At 64.6% G+C, this 23,382-nt stretch carries 25 protein-coding genes; 10 read left to right on the forward strand and 15 right to left on the reverse strand.

The window, feature by feature from the left end:
• Positions 1–34: 34 nt before the first annotated feature.
• From pip to pqqA, 6 genes are all read right to left on the reverse strand, one after another.
• Entirely contained in the window at positions 35–1,024 is a 990-nt protein-coding gene (gene pip / locus QX051_RS09580; protein WP_315775925.1) for a prolyl aminopeptidase, read from the reverse strand.
• The gene (gene pqqE, locus QX051_RS09585) at positions 1,017–2,210 is read right to left on the reverse strand and encodes a pyrroloquinoline quinone biosynthesis protein PqqE (RefSeq protein WP_315775926.1); all 1,194 of its coding nucleotides are present in this window, start codon (positions 2,208–2,210) and stop codon (positions 1,017–1,019) included. Before pqqE ends, pip begins: the two co-directional genes overlap by 8 nt.
• Entirely contained in the window at positions 2,207–2,515 is a 309-nt protein-coding gene (pqqD, locus tag QX051_RS09590) for a pyrroloquinoline quinone biosynthesis peptide chaperone PqqD (protein ID WP_315738637.1), read from the reverse strand. The genes pqqE and pqqD overlap by 4 nt, the downstream gene beginning before the upstream one ends.
• Positions 2,516–2,721: 206 nt before the next feature.
• Positions 2,722–3,477: a pyrroloquinoline-quinone synthase PqqC gene (pqqC, locus tag QX051_RS09595; protein ID WP_409998086.1), complete on the reverse strand. Its 756-nt coding sequence runs from the start codon at positions 3,475–3,477 to the stop codon at positions 2,722–2,724.
• A gap of 20 nt (positions 3,478–3,497) precedes the next feature.
• Positions 3,498–4,427 (reverse strand): pyrroloquinoline quinone biosynthesis protein PqqB, encoded by a 930-nt coding sequence (gene pqqB / locus QX051_RS09600; protein ID WP_315775928.1) that lies wholly within the window; start codon positions 4,425–4,427, stop codon positions 3,498–3,500.
• A gap of 215 nt (positions 4,428–4,642) precedes the next feature.
• Entirely contained in the window at positions 4,643–4,723 is an 81-nt protein-coding gene (gene pqqA / locus QX051_RS09605; protein ID WP_012029362.1) for a pyrroloquinoline quinone precursor peptide PqqA, read from the reverse strand.
• Between the two features lie 305 nt (positions 4,724–5,028).
• Between pqqA and QX051_RS09610 the strand changes: the two genes are divergently transcribed.
• A complete protein-coding gene (locus tag QX051_RS09610; RefSeq protein ID WP_315718026.1) occupies positions 5,029–5,286 on the forward strand; it encodes a DUF6894 family protein in 258 nt (85 codons plus the stop codon).
• Between the two features lie 54 nt (positions 5,287–5,340).
• Here QX051_RS09610 and QX051_RS09615 read toward each other — a convergent pair whose 3' ends face one another.
• Positions 5,341–5,775: a group III truncated hemoglobin gene (locus QX051_RS09615; RefSeq protein WP_315775929.1), complete on the reverse strand. Its 435-nt coding sequence runs from the start codon at positions 5,773–5,775 to the stop codon at positions 5,341–5,343.
• Between the two features lie 79 nt (positions 5,776–5,854).
• Positions 5,855–6,958, reverse strand: a complete 1,104-nt coding sequence (locus QX051_RS09620) for a lactonase family protein (RefSeq protein ID WP_315775930.1) — start codon at positions 6,956–6,958, stop codon at positions 5,855–5,857.
• Between the two features lie 244 nt (positions 6,959–7,202).
• Here QX051_RS09620 and QX051_RS09625 point away from each other — a divergent pair, with 244 nt between their 5' ends.
• From QX051_RS09625 to QX051_RS09640, 4 genes are all read left to right on the forward strand, one after another.
• Positions 7,203–8,597 carry an amidase family protein gene (locus QX051_RS09625; protein WP_315775931.1) on the forward strand — a complete coding sequence of 465 codons (1,395 nt, stop codon included), beginning with the start codon at positions 7,203–7,205 and terminating at the stop codon, positions 8,595–8,597.
• Entirely contained in the window at positions 8,597–9,073 is a 477-nt protein-coding gene (locus tag QX051_RS09630) for a glutathione peroxidase (protein WP_315775932.1), read from the forward strand. The genes QX051_RS09625 and QX051_RS09630 overlap by 1 nt, the downstream gene beginning before the upstream one ends.
• Positions 9,070–9,324, forward strand: coding sequence for a DUF3297 family protein (locus tag QX051_RS09635; RefSeq protein ID WP_315718031.1), 255 nt, complete (start codon positions 9,070–9,072; stop codon positions 9,322–9,324). The genes QX051_RS09630 and QX051_RS09635 overlap by 4 nt, the downstream gene beginning before the upstream one ends.
• A 401-nt stretch (positions 9,325–9,725) precedes the next feature.
• Positions 9,726–10,766, forward strand: a complete 1,041-nt coding sequence (locus QX051_RS09640; RefSeq protein WP_315775933.1) for a hypothetical protein — start codon at positions 9,726–9,728, stop codon at positions 10,764–10,766.
• Positions 10,767–10,850: 84 nt separating this feature from the next.
• Here QX051_RS09640 and QX051_RS09645 read toward each other — a convergent pair whose 3' ends face one another.
• The gene (locus QX051_RS09645) at positions 10,851–11,363 is read right to left on the reverse strand and encodes a DUF4411 family protein (RefSeq protein WP_315775934.1); all 513 of its coding nucleotides are present in this window, start codon (positions 11,361–11,363) and stop codon (positions 10,851–10,853) included.
• 3 nt (positions 11,364–11,366) lie between these two features.
• Complete coding sequence (locus QX051_RS09650; protein WP_315775935.1) at positions 11,367–12,563, reverse strand: XRE family transcriptional regulator; 1,197 nt, start codon at positions 12,561–12,563, stop codon at positions 11,367–11,369.
• A 462-nt stretch (positions 12,564–13,025) separates the two neighbouring features.
• On the opposite strand from QX051_RS09650, the gene QX051_RS09655 reads away from it, so the two are divergent.
• Positions 13,026–13,442, forward strand: coding sequence for an SRPBCC family protein (locus QX051_RS09655; RefSeq protein ID WP_315775936.1), 417 nt, complete (start codon positions 13,026–13,028; stop codon positions 13,440–13,442).
• 678 nt (positions 13,443–14,120) lie between these two features.
• Here the strand turns inward: QX051_RS09655 and QX051_RS09660 are convergent.
• Together QX051_RS09660 and QX051_RS09665 are read right to left on the reverse strand one after the other, a co-directional pair.
• Positions 14,121–15,470, reverse strand: a complete 1,350-nt coding sequence (locus QX051_RS09660; protein ID WP_315775937.1) for a malonyl-CoA decarboxylase — start codon at positions 15,468–15,470, stop codon at positions 14,121–14,123.
• 126 nt (positions 15,471–15,596) lie between these two features.
• Positions 15,597–16,403: a helix-turn-helix transcriptional regulator gene (locus QX051_RS09665; protein ID WP_315775938.1), complete on the reverse strand. Its 807-nt coding sequence runs from the start codon at positions 16,401–16,403 to the stop codon at positions 15,597–15,599.
• Positions 16,404–16,465: 62 nt separating this feature from the next.
• Here QX051_RS09665 and QX051_RS09670 point away from each other — a divergent pair, with 62 nt between their 5' ends.
• The 4 genes from QX051_RS09670 to QX051_RS09685 all read left to right on the forward strand — a co-directional run bounded on the left by QX051_RS09670 (position 16,466) and on the right by QX051_RS09685 (position 20,075).
• Positions 16,466–17,659 (forward strand): MFS transporter, encoded by a 1,194-nt coding sequence (locus QX051_RS09670; protein WP_315775939.1) that lies wholly within the window; start codon positions 16,466–16,468, stop codon positions 17,657–17,659.
• A gap of 161 nt (positions 17,660–17,820) precedes the next feature.
• Positions 17,821–18,729: a hypothetical protein gene (locus QX051_RS09675; protein ID WP_315775940.1), complete on the forward strand. Its 909-nt coding sequence runs from the start codon at positions 17,821–17,823 to the stop codon at positions 18,727–18,729.
• 149 nt (positions 18,730–18,878) lie between these two features.
• Complete coding sequence (locus QX051_RS09680; protein ID WP_315718042.1) at positions 18,879–19,112, forward strand: hypothetical protein; 234 nt, start codon at positions 18,879–18,881, stop codon at positions 19,110–19,112.
• A gap of 165 nt (positions 19,113–19,277) precedes the next feature.
• Positions 19,278–20,075, forward strand: coding sequence for a transporter substrate-binding domain-containing protein (locus tag QX051_RS09685; protein WP_315738623.1), 798 nt, complete (start codon positions 19,278–19,280; stop codon positions 20,073–20,075).
• Between the two features lie 77 nt (positions 20,076–20,152).
• Here QX051_RS09685 and QX051_RS09690 read toward each other — a convergent pair whose 3' ends face one another.
• The 3 genes from QX051_RS09690 to QX051_RS09700 all read right to left on the reverse strand — a co-directional run bounded on the left by QX051_RS09690 (position 20,153) and on the right by QX051_RS09700 (position 23,309).
• The gene (locus QX051_RS09690) at positions 20,153–20,947 is read right to left on the reverse strand and encodes a substrate-binding domain-containing protein (RefSeq protein WP_315775941.1); all 795 of its coding nucleotides are present in this window, start codon (positions 20,945–20,947) and stop codon (positions 20,153–20,155) included.
• Between the two features lie 161 nt (positions 20,948–21,108).
• On the reverse strand, positions 21,109–22,596 hold the full coding sequence (locus QX051_RS09695) for an NAD(P)/FAD-dependent oxidoreductase (protein WP_315775942.1): 1,488 nt from the start codon (positions 22,594–22,596) through the stop codon (positions 21,109–21,111).
• 263 nt (positions 22,597–22,859) lie between these two features.
• The gene (locus tag QX051_RS09700) at positions 22,860–23,309 is read right to left on the reverse strand and encodes a cupin domain-containing protein (RefSeq protein WP_315718048.1); all 450 of its coding nucleotides are present in this window, start codon (positions 23,307–23,309) and stop codon (positions 22,860–22,862) included.
• Between the last annotated feature and the right edge of the window lie 73 nt (positions 23,310–23,382).

Below are 23,382 nucleotides of genomic sequence, written 5' to 3' on the forward strand. Positions count from 1 at the left end.
GGCTCCTCAGGAATGAGGGGAGACGATCACATGTTTAAGGCGCGGTCGTGCGCTTAGCCATGTCGGAGATGGCTTTCATGACCGCATCGCGGATGCCGGGGTCATAAAGATTGTGACCTGCGGCTTCGACGACACGGATTTCGGCGTCGCGCCACACCTCCGCCAGCCGTGCCGAGGTCGCCGGCGGACAAAGCAGGTCGTAGCGGCCCTGCACGATGATTCCGGGAATCCCGCTGAGACTGTTCGCATTGCGCAGCAACTGGTCCGGCGCCATGAAGCTGTCGTGCGAGAAATAGTGCGCCTCCATGAACGGCGTCGCCGGCAAGGCGGTGCCGGAGCGGATGGCGAGGCGATCGAGCCGGGCGCGCGCGGGCTTCACCTCCGACAGCGCGCGCTCGGTATCGTGCCAGGCGCGGGCGGCAGGGCCATGGATCGCCGGATCGGGATCGAGGATGCGCCGGAAGTAGGCGTCGCACGGATCGGCGTGCTCGTTCTCCGGCAGCAGCTCCAGAAAGTCGCGGTGCAGGGCCGGGTGAAAGCGCGCCAGCGTCTCGCCGAAGGCGGTCGCCACCTCCGCGCGGGTGCCGAAAAAGGTCGCGCGCAACACCAGCCCCGTGACGCGCGTCGGGTGCGCCTGCGCATAAGCCAGCGCCAAGGTGGCGCCCCAGGAGCCGCCGGCGACGATCCAGCGCTCGAAACCGAATCTTTCGCGGATCGCCTCCATGTCGGCGATCAGGTCGGGCAGGGTGTTGTTGTCGCGGCTGCGTGCAGGACGCGAACGGCCGGCGCCGCGCTGGTCGAACAGCACGGCGTGGAAGCGCTCGGGATCGAACAGCCGGCGGTGATCCGGCTGGCATCCGGAGCCCGGCCCGCCGTGCAGATAAACCGCGGGAATGCCGCCAGCGCGGCCGCTGCTCTCGACATAGATCTGGTGACCGCCGGAGACATCCAGCCATTCCGACGTCAGCGGGGTGAACGGATCGCTGCGGTGCGCGGAGGCGCGGCCGGCTTCGGCGTCAGGCATCATTGCTCTCGGGCGTGCCGCCGGCGAAGTTGCGATAGAGGAAGCGGTCCTGGCCCGAGGCCGCGTCACGCTCGGCCTGCTTGAAGATGCTCTCGTGTAGCGGGGACAAGGTGCAGGCCGGATCGGTGTTGGCGGCGTCGCCGGTCAGCGCGAACGCCTGGCAGCGGCAGCCGCCGAAATCAATCTCGCGGAACTCGCAGGATTTGCACGGCTCCTTCATCCAGCCGGTGCCGCGGTAGCGGTTGAAGGCCTCGGAGTTCTGCCAGATCCAGGCGATCGAATGGTTCGAGCGGACAGACATGAAGTCGAGCCCGGTGATGCTCTCGGCGGCGTGGCAGGGCAGGATCTTGCCCGACGGCGAGATGTTGAAGAACTGCCGGCCCCAGCCGCCCATGCATTTCTTCGGCCGCAGCGCGTAATAGTCCGGCACCACGTAGTCGATGGTCAGCGTGCCCTTCAGCCGCTCGCGGGCGTCCTCGACGATGCGGTCGGTCTCCTCTAGCTGGGCGTAGGTCGGCATCAGGCTGGCGCGGTTCTTCAGAGCCCAGCCGTAATACTGCACGTTGGCGACCTCGAGCCGGTCGGCATCGAGATCGACCGCCATCTTGATGATCTCAGGCAGCTGATGCAGGTTCTGCCGGTGCATCACGGCGTTGACCGTCAGCGGCAGGTCGAGCTCCCTGGTCCAGCGCGCGACCTCGAGCTTCTTGGCGTGACCGCCCTTGTAGCCGCCGACGCGGTCGGCGATGCCGGCCTCGCTGCCCTGGAAGCTGATCTGGACATGGGACAGCCCGGCATCGGCCAGCTCCTTCAGCCGCTCGCGGGTCAGCAGCACGGCCGAGGTGATCAGATTGGTGTAGAGACCGACGTCGTTGGCATGCTGCACCAGCTCGACCAGATCCTTGCGCGCGGTCGGCTCGCCGCCGGAGAAGTGGATCTGCAGCACGCCGATCTCGGCGAGCTCCGACAGCACCTTCTTCCACTCCGCCGTCGTCAGCTCCTGCCCGGCGCGATCGAGCTCCAGCGGGTTGGAGCAATAGGGGCATTGCAGCGGACAGCGATGCGTCAGCTCGGCCAGCACGGCGAGCGGGATGCCGTAGGTCTCGGCCGTGGAGCCGCGCCGCTCCAGCACGGCAAGGCCGTCATTCGCGTCGATCTGCGGCGTCGTCTCGGTGAGCTCGGTCATGATGTCGTCTCCCGAACCTCGGTGAGAAATCCCTTGTCGGCGAGATCCTGCAGCATGGCGACGACGTCGGTCGCGATGACGTCGCGGGGCGCGGCATATTTCGCCGCGAGATCGTCGATGATGCCGGCGACGGCGCGCGCGCCGTCGCACAGCTTGAGCACCTCGACCGCGATCTCGTCCGGCGCCAGCACGCGCTCAGGGGCGAGGATGACCCAGACCTGGCGCGTCTCGTCGAACTTCAGCTTGGTGTGTCGCGGCAGCACCACGCGGCTGGTCTCGGTGACTTGGATGTGACGCGGAGCCATGGCGGGTCTCTAAGTCGTGTAGTCGTGAAGAAGCACGGTGGCCGCGCAGAGCACGATGCCACTCCCCTCCCCCTTGCGGGGAGGGGTCGGGGGTGGGGGTCCCAGCAAAGACTTCCCGTGTGGACCCCCCACCCCAACCCTCCCCCGCAAGGGGGGAGGGAGTGCACCGTTCGCGGTACGAGAGCGGTGGTTCAAACGGGACACGGCTACCCCTCCTTCGGCACGAAGGCGCCGGGCGGGATGTTGCCTTCGACATAGGCGTAATACAGTGCGTCGAGCTGCACCCACAGCACGTTGGTCTTGAAGATCAGCGCGTTGCACACGGCGGCGCGCTGCTCCGGCGTGGTGGCGTGCTCCTTGACGTAATGCAGCGCGAAGTTGGCGTCGCGCGGCGCCTGGGTGAGACGCCGCTTGAAGTAGCTCATCGTGTCGTTGTTGACGAAATTGTAGTGCTCGAGCATCCCGGAGATGCGCTCCTCATGGATGCTCGGCGCGAACAGCTCGGTCAGCGACGAGGCGATCGCCTCCAGCGGCGTGCGGTCGCGGCAGAAATGCACATAGGCTTCGACCGCGAAACGGGTAGCGGGCAGGATGCCCTCGGTGGATTCGACATAGTCCGTGTCGAGGCCGAGGCCCTCCGTGAGCTTGATCCAGCGCTCGATGCCGCCTTCGCTGCCGACGTCGCCGTCATGATCCTCGATGCGGTGCCGCCATTCCAGCCGGGTGGCGCGATCGCGGAAGCGCGTCATCACCATCGCGTCTTTGATTGGGATCGTCGATTGATAGTAGTAGCGGTTCAGCGCCCAGGCCTGCACCTGGCCCCTGTTCAGCTTGCCGCCATGCAGCAGCTTATGAAACGGATGCAGGTTGTGATAGCGCGTCGCCCCGATATGGCGCAGCGCCGCTTCCAGCTCGCTGGCACTGTTCAAGGTCACGCCCTTGCCGACCGACAGCGCCGTCATTCCACTCAGTTTCGCCTCACTCACAGCTCGATCTCCATCCCTTCAGCGGGGATTTCCCATCCCTCGCGTTCCAACGTTTGCCGCTCGTGTGAGGCGTGCAGCCACGCCGGATTGGAGTTGTTGATGTGCAGGAAGACCTTCCTGCCGATCCCGATATCCGCCAGCGACTTGATCGCGCCGCTTTCTCCGGACATCGCGATATGTCCCATGCTCTGCCCGGTCTTGTTGCCGAGTCCGGCCTGGATCATCTCGTCGTCGCGCCACACCGTGCCGTCGAACAGCACCAGGGGCGCGCCCTTCAATCTCGTTCTCAGATCATCGTCGACGCCGGCACAGGCGGCGATGACGTAGCAATATTGGCCGCCTTCGAGATCGGCAATCTTCAGGCCCAGCGTGTCGCCGGTCGAGGAGCTGCCGCCGGGATGCTGCTTGTCGCGCAGATACCACGCGCTCGTTCCCGAGACGGCGAAGGCCGTGACCTCCAGGCCCGAGGGCCTGCCGTCCTGCAAAAGCGGCCGGAACGGCACATCGATCACGATCGGCACGCGCTTGACGGTCTCGTCCTTCAGCACATCGAAGATGTTGTTCGATCTGAGGATCGCAAGCACCTTGGGATGCGCATGGATCGAAAATGGCGAGCTCTCGCGCATCGACAGCAGCCCCGTAACCGCGTCGATCTCGCCATTGGTCAGGATCACGCCGGCGATCGGACTGTGGCGCAAGGCGCCGGGCTTCGGATGCAGTTGCGGCGTGCGGGTGACCTGCTGGCGCAGATCGGGCGAGGCGTTGATCAGGAACCAGTTGGCGCCATCGGCGCTGACCGCGACCGAGGCCTGGCTGTTGCTGATCTCGGGATGATCCGTGCGCGCGGCACGGCACACGGCGCAGCCGCAATTCCACTGCGGCACTCCACCGCCTGCGGCGGCGCCCAGGACGACGAGGCGAAGCATGAGCCGTCTCCTGGAATTCAGCTGTGGTGGCGCACGCGATTACCAGCGGCAGGATGACCGACAGGCAAGCTGACCAACGGCCAGGATCGCCCGCAGGGAAGGTGACGAGGGTGGGACATCCGACCCGCGTACGGGCTGGCACATACGCGGTCGCTGATCCCCACCCTCAAGCGTCGACGTCCTGATCGCCGAGACCTGGACGTCACACCCGCGAATTATTTGCGGGCCGCGCAGGCGTACATGTTGATTTCCATGCCGACCGGCACTTCAACGATCTTCGGTGCTTTCCAGGCCATTGTCCTCTCCTTCAAGACGGGACGGTTATCGTCCTCAGCATTAAACTACCGTGCTACGAAAAGTTCGCCAGTGGAATCTTTTTGTTTGAGCCTCTCAGGCCTGTTTATTGCAGTGCGAAGTTGCAGATGCGAGTTGCTGCCGTTTTCGTCGGATTGAGCCGCGAAAACAACGAATTCGTGATCGATGGCTTCGCAACGCCGTACAATTCGGTCCCTAGCTTGAGGGGCTGAGCTGGCCGGATGAAGCAGTCGTGAGATGTTCGAGACTTCAAAACCCAAGCGCGCGACCCCATTGGAAGCTGATGATGCCTAGATATTTCTTCAACACACGGATCGGCGAGGAACTGGTCTCCGATACCGACGGCGAGGTGCTGCGCAGTCCCGACCGCGCCTGGGAAGTCGCGCGCGACATGATCAAGGAACTGCTGCGTACCGAAGGCGGCAACGCGGCGCTGATGACGGCCGTCATCGAGGTCACCGACGAGGACGGCGAGATCGTGCTGGAGTTCCCGTTCTCCGAAGCGATCTTCAACATGCCGGCGCAATCGATGACGCGCCATTGAGCGCAGAGCGGCCGCATCGCCGCTCCTCGAACGCTCGCATGTTTGCAGCCGAGGTCAGACCGAATGGCGCGGGCGCACGATGTCGCCGCGCGTGCTGGCGATGCCCATCTCGAAGCTGTCGGCGATGCGGCGGGCGCGGACGATGAAGAGCTCCGCGAGTTCCGGCGCGAGCAGGTCCTTCGCCGTCGCCTCGAACAGTTGCAGCCAGCGGTCGAAATGCGGCCTCTGCAACGACAGCAACAGATGCGGCCGCATCGGCGCGCCGCTGTAGCGGCCGGTCTTCAGGAACATCGACGACCAGAAATCGCTGATCCTGCCAATATGTTCGTCCCAATCCTCCACCGCACGGTTGAAGATCGGGCCGATCAGCTCGTCCTCCCGTGCGCGCCCGTAGAAGGTCTCGACCAGCAGGCGGATCGATGCGTCGTCGAGTTCCGGATGTTGAACGGCGAGGGGATGGCGGTCGGGCTGGGCGGCAGGCATGGTCATGCGCTGTATATAGGGGATGATAGCGCCGGTGGAAACGCCGGGCCGCCACTCACGATCTCGCGGCGGCCCTGGCGTTCGGTCACGGCAGGCTGACGAACTCCACCCAGTTCGGCTTCTTGCCGACCGCGTAGGACTTCAGCTTCTCCAGCGCGCCGCCGGCGGCGTCGATCCGATACACCGTCATGCCGTTCGACAGCTCGCCGACGGCGGCGAGATAGCGCCCGGTGGGATCGATGGCGAAGCCGCGTGGCTGGGTCTCGGTCGGCACGCTGCCGATCAGGCTCAGGCGCCCGCTGGCCGCATCGACCTTGAAGCCGGCAATCGTGTTCGAGCCGCGTTCCGAGGCGTAGAGGAACTTGCCGTCAGGCGTCACGTGAAGATCGGCCGCCCAGGGTTTGCCGGTGAAGCCGGCGGGCAGGGCGGTGGTGCGCTGCTGCTCGCTCCAGCTGCCTTTCTCGGCATCATAGGCATAGACGGCGAGATCGGCGTTGAGCTCGTGCAGGAGATAGATGAACTTGCCGTTCGGGTGGAAGATGAAGTGCCGCGGCCCGGATTTCTCCGGCGTCTTCACCGTCAGCGCGTCCTTGGCCGTCAGCGCGCCGGTGGCGGCGTCGAAGGCGAAGCCGAGCACCTGGTCGGAGCCGAGATTGGTTGCGAACACGAAGCGGTTGTCGGGCGAGGGCAGGAAGGCATGCGCGTTCAGCCCGGTCGGGAGCACCTGGCTCGGCGCGGCGACCACGCCGTTGGCCTGGACCGGATTCGCCGCGACCTTGTTGCCGCCATAGGACGCGCTGAACAGCACATTGCCGGTGCGGTCGAAGGCGATGTTGGCCATGCTGTCGGCGAGCGGGCCGTTGCCGACATGCGTGAGCTGGCCGGTCTTGGCATCGATCGCGAAGCTCTCCGCGAGGTAAGGCTGCGACCGCACACCGGCGATCAGCACCCGCTTGTCCGGGCTGACCGCGAGCGGGGTCGACGAGCCCGGCTTGTCGACGCCGACGAAGGAAGCCGTTTGCACCGGGGTCATCTCGCCGGTCGCAGCATCGAATTTCAAGACGCTGATGTCGTTGCTGTCGGCATTGCCGACATAGGCGTAGGTCTCGGCGTGGCCTGCGCGCGGCGCCAGCGTTGCTGCAGCGGCGAGAACGAATGTAGCGGCCATGATGGTGCCCGGTCTGATCATGTGGTTTCCCCCTTCGTGATGTTGTTGCTTGAGGTCTTAAAGTCGTTTGTGAAGCTTGACCAAGCTTGTTTCCGGATCGATCGATGCAGGATCGGTATTGATCGTCCCCTCGGTCCCGATCGGCGAGCGGGGGACAAGACCCATGCGCGTTGCTGCATGGGCTATCCCGGAGTGCCGCGCCTGGACGGCTTTCTCCCATCCAGCCCGCGCGCTAGAACAGCCATCCGTCACCACGGAGCTTCCCATGACCGATCTCTGGCGCCTGCCGGCTGCCGACCTCGCCGCCCTCATCAAGTCGAAACAGGTCTCCGCCCGCGATGCCGCGACCGCGGCGCTGGCGCGGCTCGATGCGGTCAATCCCGCGATCAACGCCGTGATCGACCATCGCCCCGAGGACGTGCTGCAGCAGGCCGACGCCATCGACGCCCGGCTGGCGCGCGGCGAGGACCCGGGGCCGCTCGCCGGCGTGCCGGTGACGATCAAGGTCAATGTCGACCAGGCCGGCTTCGCCACCACCAACGGCCTCAATCTGCAGAAGGACGCGATCGCGTCGGCACACAATCCGGTCGTCAACAATCTGGTGAAGGCGGGCGCGGTGCTGCTCGGCCGCACCAACACCCCGGCGGTGTCCTATCGCTGGTTCACCAGCAACCTCATCCACGGCCACACCAAGAATCCGCGCGACCCCGGCATCACGCCGGGCGGCTCCTCGGGCGGCGCAGGATCGGCCACTGCGGCGGGCATCGGCCATATCGGTCATGGCACCGACATCGCCGGCTCCGTCCGCTATCCCGCTTACGCCTGCGGCATCCACGGCCTGCGCCCGACGGTCGGCCGCATCCCGGCCTTCAATACACAGTTCCCCGAGCGCCCGATCGGACCGCAGATCAGCGCCGTCTCCGGCCCGCTCGCCCGCACGGTCAACGACGTCAGGATCGCGCTGGCCGCGATGTCGGCGCGCGACGTTCGCGATGTCTGGTGGATGCCGGTGCCGCTCGAGGGCCCGCCGCTGCCGAAGCGCGTCACGCTGTGCGTCAACCCGGACGGGCTGAACCCGGTGCCGGAGGTCGTGGCCGCCTTGCGCGATGCCGCCAGGCGGCTGGAAGCCGCCGGCTGGACCGTCGAGGAGATCGCGGACACGCCGCCGATGCAGGAGGCCGCGCTGCTGCAGACCCGTCTCTGGCTCGGCGACGGCTACGAGGCGCAGCTCGCGGCGGCCGAGAAGGAGGGCGACCCCGGTGCGCTCGCCTGCCTGCGCGGCGTCAGCGACAAGGTGCATCCGTTCGACCTGTCGCAGACCTTGGCGCGCCGAGCCGCATTGACCCGGCAATGGCTCCTGTTCATGGAGCAGCATCCGCTGCTGCTGATGCCGGTGTCGGGCATGCTGCCGTTCGCCGATCAGCTCGACCGCAAGGACGAGGAGTCCTTCAGGCAGGTCTGGCACGCCCAGCTCACGCAGATCGCGATTCCGTTCTTCGGCCTGCCGGGCCTGACGGTCTCGACCGGCATGGTCGGTCGCGTGCCGGTCGGCGTCCAGCTCGTCGGCCAGCGCTTTCGCGAGGACATGTGTCTCGCTGCCGGCGAGGCGATCGAGGCCGGCGGCACCCCGCCGTCGCCGATCGATCCGGTGCTGGGCTGATGGCCGGCATCACCGATTTCACGGCGACCTCGCTGTCCGGCGAGCAGGTGCCGCTGAAGCGCTTCGAGGGCCAGGTGCTGCTGATCGTCAACACCGCCAGCGCCTGCGGCTTCACGCCGCAATATCGCGGCCTCGAGGCGCTGCACCGGGCCTATGCTGACAGGGGCTTTGCCGTGCTCGGATTTCCCTGTAACCAGTTCGGCGCCCAGGAGCCCGGCACGGCCGAGGAGATCGGCGCGTTCTGCGCCGGCAAGTACGACGTCACCTTCCCGCTGTTCGCGAAGATCGACGTCAACGGTGCGGACGCGCATCCGCTATACCGGTTCCTGAAGGGCGAGAAGACGGGCCTGCTGGGCTCAGCGATCAAGTGGAATTTCACCAAATTCCTGGTCGATCGCACCGGTCACGTGGTGTCGCGCCATGCGCCGACCACCACGCCCGAGGCGTTGAAGAAAGAGATCGAGGCACTGCTGTGAGCGACAACGAGACGACTGCGACCCCATTTCCTGACCGGCTGTCGGTCGATCCGAAGAGCCCCTATTACAATGCGGAGATCCTGTCGCGCGACGTCGGCATCCGCTTCAAGGGCGCCGAGAAGACCAATGTCGAGGAATACTGCATCAGCGAAGGCTGGATCCGCGTCGCCGCAGGGAACGCCAAGGACCGCCACGGCAACCCGCTGACCATCAAGGTCCACGGCCCGGTCGAGCCGTATTTCAAGGATTGAGGCGACTGCGCTGCGGGCCTCTGGTGGTCGTATCCGCCAACCTCTGGCCTCAGCGATGAGGCAAACCGCCAACCCAGGACTGGTCATGCCCGGGCTTGTCCCGGGCATCCACGTCGTCATTCCAGGCGCACGACATGGATGGCCGGGACAAGCCCGGTCATGACGGTGTGGAGAAGGGCGGGGTCGAAGCAGCTTTAGCACCCGCGTCGCGATGGGTAATTTAGAACGTTGGTCGTAGATATTTGAGCGTCGTTCAAAATCATATTGAACGTCGCTCACATTCCGTTACACTCACCCATATCCGCCCCGTCGGCACCGGTCCCGACGCGCGACGTCCCCAGGCGTTTGCGCGATCGGACCCCTGCGTGCCGTCTCCGGCGAGATCACAGAGGGTGAAGACGATGTCCTATTCGGAACAAGATCTGCGCGCCGCAGCCGGGGCCGGCGCGATCGGGCCCGACGAGTTGCAGCGGTTGCTGACCTACCTCGAGCAACAGGCGAAGGCGGGTCCGGCGGCGCACGCCAAATTCGATGCCGCGCATCTGCTCTGGTACGCCGGCGCGCTGATCGTGATCGGCGCCATGGGCCTGTTCTCGACAGTGGCCTTCTCGCAGATGGGGGGCCGCGCCCTGACGGCCTGCGCGCTCGCCTATGCCGCCGCGTTCGGCTTCGCCGGCGACCACCTCTGGCGCCGCGACCTACGCGTCCCCGGCGGCCTGCTGATCGCCATCGCCGTGTCGATGGCACCGCTCGCCGTCTACGGCGTCCAGGCCGAATTCGGCTGGTGGGGCAAGTTCGGCAAGCCCGGCACGGTTCATGACTTCTACGTCTGGATCAAGGGCAGTTGGCTGTTCATGGAGATCGCCACGATCGCGGCGGGTGCGATCGCGCTGCGCTTCTATCGCGTGCCCTTCATCGTCGCGATCATGTCGGTCGCACTGTGGTTCATGTCGATGGACCTCACGCCCTGGATCTTCAATGTCAGCCATTTCGACTGGGAGATGCGCCGCATCGTGTCGATCTGGTTCGGCCTCGGCATTCTCGCGGTGGCGTGGATCGTCGACTACACCAGCCACAGCCGCGACTTCGGCTTTTGGCTGCACTTGTTCGGCCTGATGGCCTTCTGGGGCGGCGTCAGCGCCACCGAAGGCGCGACCGAGCTGGGCAAGGCGATCTACTGCCTGCTGAACGTCGGCCTGCTCGCGATCGCCGTCATCATCGTCCGCCGCGCCTACGCCGTGTTCGGCGCCATCGGCATCACCATGTATCTCGGCCATCTCGCCGACGTCGTCTTCAAGGATTCGCTGCTGTTCCCGTTCGCGCTGTCGCTGATCGGCGTTGCGGTGGTCGCGGTGGGGCTGGCCTATCACCGCAAGCAGCGGGTGATCGCGGAGTGGCTGGCCGCGAATCTGCCGGCGGCGGTGCTGCGGCTGCGGCCGTAGGGTTACTGAATGCCACGATTTGTTATCTTTGGGAGCTTGTCAGCGTCGAGAGGTAGTGAATTAGCTAGCCAGCTACTAATAATGCTAGGGCTTCCATCCCGTCTTGAAACCGAGCGCTCTGGTCATTTTAAATGTGTCGCAGCATTGCACTCCGAGCGTTCCGCATACGTCTGGAATATGCCGGTTTTGTCTCACTCGCTTGGGTTTCGAAACTTCGGTCGTAACGATGCATCGATCTTTAGGAGAAGCTAGTGCGTACGAAATGAGAAATGGATCTCGCCCCAGTGCCGGAAGCTCATCTTCGGTAAGGTCGGGAGCATATCCGCGGCTGATCACTTCCGCCACCAACGCGGGGTCACTTTGAGCGTCGAGCACGATTGCCTCTCGAACATCTTTGTCTGAAATCCAGCCAAAAAGCAGGTCCTTCTCATCGTCCGTGCCTCCATCTTTCACTTCTTCGAAGTTCTCGATGGGGATTTTCAATGAGCCTGCAGCGCCTTGGTAGGCTAGCCAGCTCCAAAATTCTGGTACCGTATCGACGGGGTAGTAAAGTGTATGAGCTGTAATGAGAACGTTCGCATCCAGCAAATACAGCATGGCTTAAGCGGCTCTGCCGCCAAAAGCTGCGTCACTCAACAGCGGAGAGACGCTTCGTGGCTTGACGCCTAAGATTTGGCTCGCGCGGGTAGGGCTTAAAGTTCCTTCGTTTAAAGCTCTCAAGACGGTATGCATCAGGGCGCGCCCCAAACGATGTCGCCGAACAACGTAGTAATTTGGCCCCGATGAATCTTGATCTCGCTCCTTTTGAGCGTCTCGACTCCTCCGCCATTGAGTAGAAAAAAAATGTGTGATGGCGCGCCACGTCTCAACTGTGATTTTGCCCTTTCGCAGGAGGCTGTACGCAACCATCGATCCGCTTATGTGACGCTTCCTGGCGAACTCCGAAATCTTCGAAATTGTCTCTTGCTGCGATTCGCCCTTCTCAATTTTCAGTGTGTCCAGCTCGGCGTCCGAAAGGAAGAATAGATTGGCAACGGTGTTGCAAAACTTTTCGGTTTCCACGTCAGAAACCTTGCCGCTTATGCCGCTGGCGCCAAGCCAAATGTGCGCCAATTCATGGATCAGCGTGAACGACCAGGCTGTTCTTGCATCCTGGTCGTTGACAACAACGAAGGGGGCAATTTCATCCGCAAGGGCGAAACCTCTGAATGCTTCCGCATCTATCGCAGTATGATGGCTGCCCAGGTTGCCAATCAGTAGGACAAAAACTCCGGCCGCTTCAACTTTTGCTCTCAGGTAGGCAAAAGCGAGCTCAGGAGTAGGCCTCGCGCGAAATTCCTCGCGCTTCATTCCGGTAATGTTGACTATGCTTTCTAGAACAGCCGTCGGACCGTCCTTGATTGATTTCGAAGCAACGAATGCCAGCGGAGCGGATTCGTCGTCTACGAGGATCTCTCGGACTGCAGATTGCCTTGCTCTCACATTGCGCACGAGAACTGAGATCAAAATGTCCGAGTCGGGATCTCTATCCGGGATGTTTCGAAAATCTTCCGGGCGGGCGCCCTGCGCTGGTCTGCTTTTCATGTAGAAAGCCACTAGAGGACGTCTATATTGTTGTGACATCCTGACGAGCAGAGGTCGTGACGGACTCAGTACGCCTTTTTCGTAGGCCTCTAGCTTCTCGGCGCCGGTCATGTTTTTGCTAGGGTTTATGCCCAGCTTTTTGACAGCCTCGTCAGGCGTAAGCCCAGCGGTCTCGCGCGCCCAAATCAGAATATCTGGATTCACGTCAGGCATGTTTCGAACATCGCATAAAGCCAATTTGGCGAAAACCCATCAAGTCAGCGCAACAAACGTATCCCTCGATTCTTAAAGATTCCGAAGGGGCGGACTGACCATGCGACTATAGAATCCATTATCATAACACTCCAGAGGGTGTTTCGACCCCGGCCGGGTAGCAGGGGGGAGTACCTTGGACCGGTGTGAGTTTGTGTCACGCCTCGTACCTGCTCAAGGCAAATTCCGCTTGGTTTTTCAACGCTCCTGTTGGTTGAAGGACGACGCCAAATCTCCTCTTCTTCCGAATTTCGGGGTAGTCCACGCGGCTCGAAGCGTTCCATCTGAGTCAGCGAAGCGGTTCCCCAGAGCGCAAGATTTGTCCCGCGGCGTGTCGGGACTTGCCGGTCTGGGCCGTCCTTGGACCAACACCGGGCCTGCACCCGTGCAGCTCCCGTCACAACCGAAGCCGGAGCAACATCCATGCGGATCATCGTCGAAACCACCGTCACAGCCCCGATCGATCAGGTCTGGCGCGCCTATACGACGCCGGCCGATATCGTGAAGTGGAACGCCGCGTCGGACGATTGGCATACGACCAAGGCCACGGTCGACCTGCGCGAAGGCGGCGCGTTCTCGTCGCGGATGGAGGCCAAGGACGGCAGCATGGGGTTCGACTTCGCCGGCACCTACACCAAGATCGTCGAGCACAAGCTGATCGCATACGCCTTCGGCGACCGGCAGGCGGAAGTTCACTTCGAGCCCGGCCCGAAGGGTGTTGTCGTTCGCGTCGTCTTCGATGCCGAAACGACCCACTCGGTCGAGCAGCAGCAGGGTGGCTGGCAGGCGATTCTCGACAGCTTCGCGCGGCATGTGGAGGCGACGCAGAAGGCGTTGTGAGCGGCGCCCAGATCTTTCCGCTTGACAAATTCCGAAAATCAGCAATGATGCATGCATCCTGCCTCATCGCAGAGGGGCGTACGCGTCGTCACGAACGTCGGGGCAGGGATGCGGTGGCCGTGGAGATGTCGGGTGACGACCGGCGTCTGGGCGGACGGAGAAGTCGTGTGGTCCTGGCCTCTCGACGCTGAGGTCAAGTCCGCAAGCGTTGCTTGACGGCACGCGCGGGCGATGGGGGCAAGAAAGCCCGATCCCCAGGGAGAGCACGAAGGACACCGTTCAACCATCGCGCAGGGAAGGCCGGAATGCACCGGTCGTACCTGTGGTTCCTGCCCCGTGCACTTTTTCCCGCACGGGGGCCATGGGTTGCGGCCAGCACCCGGTCTTCCCTGCGCCCTCTGTATTTGATGAGGGTGACGTGTTTCGCAGCACTCGGGCGTCAGGCGCCGCGAGGCCGCGGTCGCACGTCCTCCAGCTGTTTGAGATGTGAAAGCGGTTTTCCTACAGCGTCGTCCCGGCGAACGCCGGGACCCATACTCCGCGGCGGATGTGGGACGCGAGGTCTAACGACGAGTCCGCCCCAAATCACGTCCTGGGGTTATGGATCCCGGCGTTCGCCGGGATGACACTGACTTTGTGGTTCGCGTGGTTCGTCCCATGCGCCGTATAGGGGACCAATTACGACGACAGCCGCATATCCAGCAGCCGCCGGCCCTCGGCGCGCAGCAGCTTCTTGACCGCGCTGGAGGCGACGACCTCGCCGTCATTGGCATAGGCTTCGTGGTTCTTCTCGATGTCCTCGAGCCGATACAGATAGTTCACCATCACGGTCGCGGATTCGCGCTGGCCCTTGGACGAGAGGTCGCCGAGCCAGTTGATGCGCTCGAGCCTCGCGCCGTTGCCGAGGTGGAAGCGGGCGACGGGATCGATCACCTTTCCCTTCGACGTGCGCGCCCTCAGGAAGTAGTGCGCGGCGAGCGGCTCGATCACGGGGCGCAACTCGGCGGACATCTCGGCGTCCTCGACCCAGCGCGGCTCGTTCAGCAGCTTCAGCACGTTGCGATCCTCTTCGGTCGCATCGGCCGTCGACTTCAGCCAATTCATGAAGCCCGGCACCGGCGACAGCGTGACGAAGGTGTCGAGCTTCGGCAGCTCGCGCCTCAACTCCTCCACCACCTGCTTGATCAGGAAGTTGCCGAACGAGATGCCGCCGAGCCCGCGCTGGGTGTTGGAGATCGAATAGAACACGGCGGTGCGGGCGCGGTCGGCCGGCACCGGCGGACGGTCGACCGCGAGCAGCGGCGCGATGGCGCCGGGGATCGTCTCGGTCAGCGCGATCTCGACGAAGATCAGGGGCGCGTCGGGCATCGCCGGATGGAAGAAGGCGTAGCAGCGGCGGTCGACCGGATCGATGCGGCGGCGCAGATCGTCCCAGTCGTGGATCTCATGCACCGCCTCGTAGCGGATGATCTGCTCCAGAATGTTCGCCGGCGTCGACCAGTCGATCTTGCGCAGCACGAGAAACCCCCTGTTGAACCACGAGCTCAAGAGATGCACCACGTCACGATCGAGCGCGGCGAGTTCCGGATTGGCCTTCAACAGATCCAGGAGATCGGTGCGCATCGCCACCAGCTCGGGCGTGCCGCCCGGCGCGCGGTTGAGCCGGCGGATCAGCTCCTGCCGGCGCGGCTCGGAGGCGAAATGCAGCGCGCTCGCGCCCTCGTCCGACGGCGCCGCGCGCCAGTCGTCGATCGCCTTGGCGAGCCTGGCCTTGTCGGGCCCGAAATCATGGACCAGCGCGGTGAAGAACGCCTTGCGCCCCTCGGGGTCGAGATCGTGATAGCCGTCGAGCACGTCGCGGGCCATCGCCGTGCCCGAGGCCTCGCCGGCGCCGGACACCAGCGCCTCGCACAGCTCGGCCAGGCTCGTCGCATCGTGCTTCTCGACAGGGGCGCCGCCGCCGCGCAGCAGCGTCCGGCCTCGCTCGGAAATTGTGGTGATCAGGTCGGTGAAAAAGGCATTGGCCATCTGATGTCGGTCGAATCCCAGAGCGTGATGAAGGCGATGTTACATGGATTTATGGCAAAGCTGGTCACATTCAAACATAACAAATCGTCAACGCCGCCGTCGCGGCGTGCATATGCGGCCGGCGTGTCATGCACCTGTCTGCTCCGCGAATTCGGTCGGAGTGCGGCCGGTGACCTGCCTGAAGGCATGCGAAAACGCCGGCACGCTGGCATAGCCGAGATCGGCGGCGAGCTGCTTGACGGAGAGGTGACGGTCGGTGGACAGCCGCTCGATCGCGGCGGCGATCCGGGCACGCTGGCACCACGCCTTGAAGCTCAGCCGCGTCTCCGCCGCGAACAGCCGCGACAGGGTGCGGGCCGAGCTGCCGACCTTGCCCGCCAGGGTCGCCAGGTCCTCCTCGCTCGCGGGAGAGGCGAGGACGAGCTGGGCGGCACGGCGCGCGCGCGGATCCTGCGGCAAGGGGATGAAGGTCGAGGAGTCCTCGGCGCGGCGCAATTCGAGCAGAGCGAGCCGCACCAGCAGCGCCGTGCGCTCGGGCCCGCCGTCCGCCGCGAACAGCGCCAGGATCGCCTGGTGCAGCAGCGGCGAGACCTGCACCACGAACTCGCGGTCGAGCCGCGCGCCCCGCGTCTCCCGCTTCAGCCAGTCCAGCTCGAAATACAGCGTCCGCATCTGGCTGTCGGCCAGCATGTCGATGGCGTGGCCATGGCGCGCCGGCACCCAGACCGCGCGGTCCGGTGGCACCAGCCAGCGTCCCCGCGGCGTCGTGACCTGCATCGTGCCGCGCGAGGCGTAGATCAACTGGGATTCGCGGTGCATGTGCGGATCGAGCCGCGCACCCTTGTGATAGAGGCGCGCGATCAGATGGACGCCGGGCTCGGTCGTCACCCGATCGGCGCCGAGCGGCTTCAATGGCGTGTCCACGATGGTCATTGGCGGCTTCTCGTTGGTCGCGTCGACTATAACCGATCCGTCAGGAATCGAGGACAGCTCCCATGAACAGCGCCCGCCGCGTCATCGGCTTCGTCAACGCGGCCCATTTCATCGACCACTATGCGATGCTGATCTTCGCAGCCGCGGTCATCATCATGGGCCCGGCGCTCGGCATGGCCTATGCGGACCTGCTGCCCTATGCGACGCCGGGATTCGTCGCCTTCGGCGCCGGGTCGCTCCTGACCGGCTGGCTCGGCGACCGCTGGAGCCGGCGGCACATGATGCTGATCTTCTATCTCGGCATCGGCCTGTCGATGATCTCGGTCGGCCTGGTGCAGACGCCGTGGCAGCTCGGCGCGGCGCTGCTTTCGATCGGCCTGTTCGCCTCGATCTATCACCCGGTGGGAACCGCGATGCTGGTGTCCTACGCCGACCGGCTCGGTCGCGACATGGGGCTGAACGGCGTGTTCGGAAATCTCGGCGTCGCCTCGTCGGCGCTGGTCACCGGCGTGGTCGGGCAATATCTCGGCTGGCGCTTCGCCTTCATCGTACCCGGGGTGATCACGGTGGCGATCGGCGTGGTGTTCGCGCTGTCGGTCGTGCATGAGGACCGCCGCGGATCGAAGCAGGCCGCGGCGCAGGCCCGTGTCGCGCGCGACCAGATGTGGCGCGTGGTGCTCGCGCTGCTGCTGGTGGTGATCGCGATCTCCACGACGTTCAACGCGATCACCGTGGCGCTGCCAAAGCTGTTCGCGGAGCGGCTGGCCGGGTTGACGCAGAGCCCGGCGCTGCTCGGCGTGATCGCGGCCGGCGTCTACGTGTTCGGCGCGATGACGCAGTACACGATAGGGCGGCTGCTCGATCGCCACGCGCTGAAGACGATCGCGCTGCCGCTGTCGCTGGTGCTGGCGCCGCTGCTGTATCTCGCCGCCGACGCGCGCGACTGGGCGCTGATCGTGGCCTCGATCGGCATCGTCATGGGTGCGTTCGGGCAGGTCACCGTGAATGACGCCATGGTCGGCAAATACACGGCCGAGGAATGGCGCTCGCGCGCCTATGCGGTGCGCTACTTCGTCGGCTTCACCGCGGCCGGCGCCTCGGTTGGCCTGGTCGCCTGGCTGTATGAGCGCGGCGGCTTCGTCACCATGCTGCAGGCGTTCGCCGTGCTCTGCCTGGTTGCGGTCATCGCCGCGCTGATCCTGCCGCCGGAGCTTCCGGCGGCGCAGCCGGCGCTGCGGGAGGCGCCGGCGGAGTGAGAATGCGATCCACCCAAATTTTCCCAATTGCCAGGCACGCGCTGCCGGCGCAACCTGGGCCGATATGCGCGTGCTGATACTGATGAGATCTGATTGGCCACCATGCAGGCGACCGCGGTGGCGACGAGAGATTGAAGCACGACACCATTGAGGATCGATCGATGATCAATCGCTTCAGGAGAATGCTGGTGCTCGGGATGGTCGCGGCGGCCGGCCTTGCTGCAACGGAGGCGCTGGCGCAGAGCGATGCGCAGCGCAACGCGATCAAGTCGGCATGCCGGTCGGACTACATGTCGAAATGCGCGAGCGTGCCGCCCGGCGGCACGGCGGCGTTCCAATGCCTGCAGAAGAACATCGCGAGCCTGTCCTCATCTTGTCAGACGGCGGTCAAGGCGCTCGAGCCTGCCGCGGAGACCAAGCCTGCGGCAGAAGCCAAACCCGCGGCAGAGGCCAAGCCTGTCGTGCAAGCCAAGCCGGATTCGGCGCCACCGGCCGAGAGCAGGCCGGCCGCCGCCGAGGCGAGCAAGCCTCCCGCCGAGCCTCCGAAGGTCGCGGCGCAGCCGGCCGCGTCCGTCCCGGCCGTGCCTGCCCAGTCCGCCACGGCTGCGGCCAAGCCGGCTGCGTCGGCGCCTGCGGTCAAGCCGAGCGAGGCGCAGGTTGCCGCGATCCGAAGTGCCTGCGGCTCCGATTACCGCAAGGTGTGCAGCAGCGTGCCGCCGGGCGGCGCGGCGGCGCTGCAATGCCTGGAGCAGAACAAGGCCAAGGTGTCCGCTCCCTGCGCTCAGGCCATGGCGGCTTCGAGCGGTGGTGCCGCGCCGGCAACTGCGGCTGTCGCCGCGCCCGCGGTGGCAACCACCGCTGCACCGACGGCGCCGGCGCTGGTGCTGCGACCGCTGCGGCCGCTCGAGGAGTTGCGCATCGTGAGGGCGGCGTGCGGCGCGGACGCGCGGGCGTTGTGCAGCGGCATCGAGCCAGGTGGTGGCCGGATTGCGCAGTGCCTCGCGGCCAATGCCGGCGCGCTGACGCCTGGCTGCAAGGGCATGCTCGCGCAGTTCGCGGCCAATCGCTGATGCGGAGCGGCTGCCGTCCATGGTTACCATCCGAGATGCATACGAGCGCGATCCACCCAAATTGTCACAATTGTCGGGCGGGGAAGTCCCAGGCAAGGTCGCGACGGGGTGGATATTTGACCAATCAGATCATGATCAGGAGTTTGAAGATGAGCGCCATTGTCTCACGTGCCATTATTTCCACGCTGTGCGGATTGTTCATCCTGGCGGCGATGCCGTTCGTGTCGATGTCGGATGCCAATGCCGTGGTCTGCGCACGCGGCGTCGTGCGGGCCGGCTGCGCCGGTGCGGCGGGCGCCGTGGTGGTTCGCAAGCCGCCGGTGGCGGCCGCGGCGTGCCGCACGGTGATCGTCAATGGCGTCGCGGTTCGCCGCTGCGTTTAAGCGACGCTTAATCGGTTTTCGGTATCGAGTTATTTGAAACCGCAATTGCGACGCGCAAGTTTTGCGCGTCGCATGCTGCTTTGCGTAAGCGAGGTAAGCTGTATTTAACGGTGCTCCCGGCAAGGTGCGGCTCGTATCCAACTTGCAATCCAATGGGAGAGGGCCATGGCGTTTTGGCGCTGGCTGCGTGACGCAGCCCTGGTAGCTGCGGTAGTCACGTTTGCCGGCCACGCCGCGGGCGCAGCCGGCTTGAAGGAAGAAATCGCGCCGACGGGCAAGCTTCGCGTCGCCATTGCCGTTGGCCCCGCCGGCGGTGCGTTCTGGTGCGTCAAGTCGGACAGCGGCTATTCAGGCGTTCCGGTCGAACTGGGCAAGGCGATGGCCGCGCAGGTCGGTGTGCCCGTCGAGTTCGTCGAGCATCCGAATTCCAATGCGATCACCGATGAAGCTGCTCGGGGCGTCTGGGATGTGGCCTTCATGCCGAAGGACGCGGAGCGCGAAACCAAGGTCTCGTTCGGTCCGGTCTACGATTCGGTCGAGACCACCTTCATCATCCGCGCCGGTCTCGACGTCGCCAACATCGCGGCGCTGGACCAGGCCGGCACCGAGGTTGCGGCCATCAACGACACGACCGTGCTGCGCGGTGCCAAGGCCTTCCTGAAGAAGGCGACCGTCACCGGCTTCAAGTCCTACGAGGAAGTCTACGCGCTGCTCAGCGCGGGCGAGATCGACGCGCTCGCGCTGGCGCGCGATCAACTGAATCTCATCACCAAGCAGATTTCCGGCACCAAGGTGCTCGCCGAGACCTTCAAGAAGACGGATACCGCGGTTGCGGTGCCGCTGAAGCATCCGCAGTCGCTGGCCTTCGTCACCAAGTTCATGACGGATTCCAAGGCGAACGGCCTGCTCAAGAAAGCCTACGGCGCCAACAATCTGAGCGAATCGACTTTGCTCACCCAGTAGGCGCACCGACGCTGCCTGCCGAACTCTCCCACGCCACAGGCGGGGGAGAGCCATCGTCTCAGCCGGCGCGCTTCATCTCAGTTCGGCGCCCGCCTCACGATCGGATCGAGGCCGCTTTCCGTGATGACATGACGCGCATCCGGTGATTCCAGGAACGTGATGAGCGCCTTGCCGGCCTCCGGCTCCTTGGCGGCCGTAGCGATGCCGGCGGAGAACACCGTGATCTTCTGCAGTCCGGCCGGCAGCGGCCCGACGATGTCGATGCCCTTCACCGGCTTGAGCTCGCTGATCTGCTGAAAGCCGATCTCCGCTTCGCCCTGGGCGACGATCTCGCCGACGGGAGTGGCCGGAATCATCCGCGCCTTGCCTTTCATCTCGTCCTTGATGCCAAGCTTATCGAACATCTCGGTGGAGACGTAGACGCCGCTGGCGCTGTCCGAATAGGCGATGGTCTTGGCGGCGATCAGCATGCGCTTCACGGCTTCCGCGTTCGAAATATCGGGATGCGGCATCCCCGACTTGACCGCGACGCCGATCGGCGAATTGGCGAGGTCCGCACGGCTATCGGGCATCACCTTGCCCTTGGTGGTGAGATCGCTGAGCGCGTAGCCCACCATGATGAGGACATCGGCAGGTTCGCCGCGCTCGAGGCGAACGGGAATCGCATTCGTGGTCGTTCCCATCGACGGGCCGTAGGCAATCGTGACCTTGTGACCCGAGCGCCGCTCGAACTCCGGCACCAGGGATTTGAACGCAGCGGTCATGCCGCCGGAGATCATGACGTGGACTTCTGCAGCTTGGGCCGCGGTGGTCAGGAGGAACGCGGCCGAAGCGGCGAGACCGATGATGCGGAGATGGGGCGAGAGTATCATGGCAGGCTCCGAGGCGAACGGCTGGAGGCCGGGGGCGCTTTGGATAGCCCGGCCTTGCCAGGAAGGCCAGCGCCGGCGTCGGCGCATACGGCCGTCCCTGCAATGCGTCTCGCTTGCGGCGTCACTGTGTTAGTAGTGTGGCGAGGCTGCTCGCCGCTACCTCAGCCGGCCTGATAGGCCGGCGCGGATGCGAGAAAGTCGTTATACGCGTCCGCATCGGGCGGCGTGAACATCTCGGCCAACGGGTTGCGCCGTCGGCGCTGGGCGCCGATGTCTGCAAGCAGTTCGTCGAAATGCTTGAAGTGATAGGGCGCGACGCAAAGTCCGCCATAGACGCCGGCGGCAGGGCGCTCGATCCGCTTGAAATGCAGCATCATCTCGATGTTGTCGCGCATCTCGCGCTCGCTCGGTTGATGCGCCAATTGCTTGTCGGCATACCGCACCAGCCAGTTGGCGGCCATGTCCGCACAGAGCACGGTGCAGAAGCTCGAATTGAAGCCGACGAAGCCCATGTCGGGAAGATCGGGATTGGCGATCAGCCGATAGAGCCGGTACTGCCCGTCCGGATCGACCAGTCTGGCGCGGTCGGCTGCCGACAGGAACGGGACCCCGAGCTTGTAGCCGATGGCGAGGATCGCGACGTCGGCCGGAATTCGTTCACCGCCGCTGGTCACGACGGTGTTCGGCTCATAATGGTCGAAGGTGCCGTAGACGGCCTTGATCCGGCCGTCTGCGACCATCGGGAAGAAGTCGGGCGTCGCGATCGGGACGGAGCAGTTCACGCCGTCCTCGATCCTGCCTTTCGGCACCATGTTGCATTTGGCGAGCTTCAACTGCGTCTTGAGCAGACTCTCCAGGCCGCGCCAATTGGCCCAGACGAGCGGCTTGGCCAGCAGATGGGCAAGGCGCGAGAGCGGGCCGATGCCCCAGCTTGGGAACATCTGCTCCTGGGCGCGGATATAGAGGATGCGCTTGAAGTTGATCAGACCGCCGATGAAGTAGGGAATGCGCCACACCGCTTCACGAAGCACGATCGTGACCGAGCGCGCGCCGGAGCGCACGGCGTTGACCGCGATGTCGGTTGCCGATTTCGAGCCGCCGAGGACCACCACGTCGCGCCCCCTCGTGAGCGCGGCATCGTTGTATTTCGAGGAATGCAGGATCAAGCCGCCGGCGGCCGCGAACTGATCTTCGCCGGCAAGCGACAACGTCTGCGGCTCGTTGAACTGACCGGTGCAGACGGCGACGAAATCGAAATCCTCCCGGCTCGTTCGGTCTCCGGTTTTGAGGTCGAGGCTCCATCCAGGCTTGCCGTCACTGCGGCGCTGCATCGCAAGGACGGTCGTGTTCAACCGCATCAGGCGGATGAGGTCGTGGGACTTCGCGTAGTCGGCAAGATAGGCATAGACCTGCGGTCCCTTCGGCCATTCGGGATAGTGATCCGGCATCGCCTTGTCGGTGTAGCGATAGAGCTCCTTGGGACTCTGCGTCTGCACGTCGGGATAGGACCGCGCGGGCTCCCAGACGCCGCCGAGATCGGCGCTCCGTTCGACGATGGTGACGTCGTGCCCGCGGGCGGTGAATGCTTTGGCTGCAGCCAGGCCGGAGACACCGGCGCCGATCACACAGACATTCTTTCGGCTGATCATGGGACCTCCTTGTTGTCGAGCGCGCAGCCGCGCACCCGCCGCGCCGCAAGAGTTCGATGGTGACGAAGGTCGCCCGGCGCGACCGAGATGTGCGATGCCGACGGACAAGCCAGCTTCGAAATCAGGGCGAGAAGGATCTCGCCGATCGCATGTCGTTCAGGCGCAGCCGTTGCTCATGCTGCACGCACCGGGCCGATAGCGATGATCGCGCTCCGTCCGTACCGCAACAATTGAGGAGCGCTCGCCGGGCCCGGCGCTGCCGCCTAGTCGTTGGCCTCGGGCGGCAGGAAGTCGACCTCGTGCTCCGCCGAGATCCGCACCACTTCGGCCGGGTCGGCGAGATTGTCCAGCATGTTGAACAGCGCCTCCAGCTTCTGCATCGGCGACACCCAGAACAGCGCGCGCGCCGGCTTGTCGGATTTGTTGAAATAGCCATGCGGAATGCCGCGCGGCATGCGCACGAGGTCGCCGGCATTCGCCTTGACCCAGACGCCGTCGAGCTTGAGGTCGAGGACGCCTTCCTGCACCAGGATGAACTCGTCCTGGGTGGGATGAACGTGAACCGGCACGAACTGCCCGGGCTCGCTGTTGGTCTCGAAGGCGAACGTGGAGTCGGTGACGGCCTTGGGATAATAGAGCTGACCCAGGATATTCCAGGTCTTGCCGGCATAGCCGGTGCCAGCGCGCGTGATGCCTTTTTCCAGTGTGATCATGGCGGATCTCCTTGCTGCACGCATGGGAGGATCAAGCCAGGGCGACGCCAAGTCTATCCAGAAAACGAATCCC

This window comes from Bradyrhizobium sp. SZCCHNR1053 (assembly GCF_032381235.1).
In the GTDB taxonomy this organism is placed as follows: domain Bacteria; phylum Pseudomonadota; class Alphaproteobacteria; order Rhizobiales; family Xanthobacteraceae; genus Bradyrhizobium.

Bases quoted from the DNA above. Each gene is read 5' to 3' on its own strand.
- pqqA (WP_012029362.1), bottom strand. From the start codon at position 4,723: ATGGCCTGGAAAGCACCGAAGATCGTTGAAGTGCCGGTCGGCATGGAA.
- QX051_RS09670 (WP_315775939.1), top strand. From the start codon at position 16,466: ATGAACAGCGCCCGCCGCGTCATCGGCTTCGTCAACGCGGCCCATTTC.
- QX051_RS09675 (WP_315775940.1), top strand. From the start codon at position 17,821: ATGATCAATCGCTTCAGGAGAATGCTGGTGCTCGGGATGGTCGCGGCG.
- QX051_RS09655 (WP_315775936.1), top strand. From the start codon at position 13,026: ATGCGGATCATCGTCGAAACCACCGTCACAGCCCCGATCGATCAGGTC.
- pqqB (WP_315775928.1), bottom strand. From the start codon at position 4,427: ATGCTTCGCCTCGTCGTCCTGGGCGCCGCCGCAGGCGGTGGAGTGCCG.
- QX051_RS09695 (WP_315775942.1), bottom strand. From the start codon at position 22,596: ATGATCAGCCGAAAGAATGTCTGTGTGATCGGCGCCGGTGTCTCCGGC.
- QX051_RS09700 (WP_315718048.1), bottom strand. From the start codon at position 23,309: ATGATCACACTGGAAAAAGGCATCACGCGCGCTGGCACCGGCTATGCC.
- QX051_RS09610 (WP_315718026.1), top strand. From the start codon at position 5,029: ATGCCTAGATATTTCTTCAACACACGGATCGGCGAGGAACTGGTCTCC.
- QX051_RS09685 (WP_315738623.1), top strand. From the start codon at position 19,278: ATGGCGTTTTGGCGCTGGCTGCGTGACGCAGCCCTGGTAGCTGCGGTA.
- QX051_RS09690 (WP_315775941.1), bottom strand. From the start codon at position 20,947: ATGATACTCTCGCCCCATCTCCGCATCATCGGTCTCGCCGCTTCGGCC.
- pqqD (WP_315738637.1), bottom strand. From the start codon at position 2,515: ATGGCTCCGCGTCACATCCAAGTCACCGAGACCAGCCGCGTGGTGCTG.
- pqqC (WP_409998086.1), bottom strand. From the start codon at position 3,477: ATGACGGCGCTGTCGGTCGGCAAGGGCGTGACCTTGAACAGTGCCAGC.
- QX051_RS09660 (WP_315775937.1), bottom strand. From the start codon at position 15,470: ATGGCCAATGCCTTTTTCACCGACCTGATCACCACAATTTCCGAGCGA.
- QX051_RS09650 (WP_315775935.1), bottom strand. From the start codon at position 12,563: ATGCCTGACGTGAATCCAGATATTCTGATTTGGGCGCGCGAGACCGCT.
- QX051_RS09645 (WP_315775934.1), bottom strand. From the start codon at position 11,363: ATGCTGTATTTGCTGGATGCGAACGTTCTCATTACAGCTCATACACTT.
- pip (WP_315775925.1), bottom strand. From the start codon at position 1,024: ATGCCTGACGCCGAAGCCGGCCGCGCCTCCGCGCACCGCAGCGATCCG.
- QX051_RS09615 (WP_315775929.1), bottom strand. From the start codon at position 5,775: ATGACCATGCCTGCCGCCCAGCCCGACCGCCATCCCCTCGCCGTTCAA.
- QX051_RS09625 (WP_315775931.1), top strand. From the start codon at position 7,203: ATGACCGATCTCTGGCGCCTGCCGGCTGCCGACCTCGCCGCCCTCATC.
- QX051_RS09630 (WP_315775932.1), top strand. From the start codon at position 8,597: ATGGCCGGCATCACCGATTTCACGGCGACCTCGCTGTCCGGCGAGCAG.
- pqqE (WP_315775926.1), bottom strand. From the start codon at position 2,210: ATGACCGAGCTCACCGAGACGACGCCGCAGATCGACGCGAATGACGGC.
- QX051_RS09665 (WP_315775938.1), bottom strand. From the start codon at position 16,403: ATGACCATCGTGGACACGCCATTGAAGCCGCTCGGCGCCGATCGGGTG.
- QX051_RS09680 (WP_315718042.1), top strand. From the start codon at position 18,879: ATGAGCGCCATTGTCTCACGTGCCATTATTTCCACGCTGTGCGGATTG.
- QX051_RS09620 (WP_315775930.1), bottom strand. From the start codon at position 6,958: ATGATCAGACCGGGCACCATCATGGCCGCTACATTCGTTCTCGCCGCT.
- QX051_RS09640 (WP_315775933.1), top strand. From the start codon at position 9,726: ATGTCCTATTCGGAACAAGATCTGCGCGCCGCAGCCGGGGCCGGCGCG.